Here is a 311-nt window from a genome sequence, read left to right on the forward strand (position 1 = left end):
CGCACGCTTTCCGGTGCCGACAGCGGCAAGGGCGCGGCCTATGCCTGGGAAGGCAATTCCAAGGCCGGCAAGGGCCGCATGGAGATCACCGGCTCGGTGCCGTCCTCGCAGGTCGCGCTGAAGCTCGATTTCGAAAGGCCGTTCCGGGCCAACAACACGGTCGATTTCTCGCTCTCGCCGTCCGGCGACGGCACGACGGTCACCTGGGCCATGCGCGGCGCCAGACCCTTCATCGCCAAGCTGATGGGCCTGTTCATGGATTTCGACAAACTCATAGGCAAGGATTTCGAGGCCGGGCTCGACAATCTGAA

At 63.7% G+C, this 311-nt stretch carries 1 protein-coding gene; it reads left to right on the forward strand.

What is annotated here, in order from left to right:
* On the forward strand, positions 1-311 hold a 311-nt coding region (locus tag EN786_RS36920; protein WP_145972938.1), incomplete at both ends, for an SRPBCC family protein.

The sequence above is a fragment of the Mesorhizobium sp. M4B.F.Ca.ET.143.01.1.1 genome (assembly GCF_004792275.1).
In the GTDB taxonomy this organism is placed as follows: domain Bacteria; phylum Pseudomonadota; class Alphaproteobacteria; order Rhizobiales; family Rhizobiaceae; genus Mesorhizobium; species Mesorhizobium abyssinicae.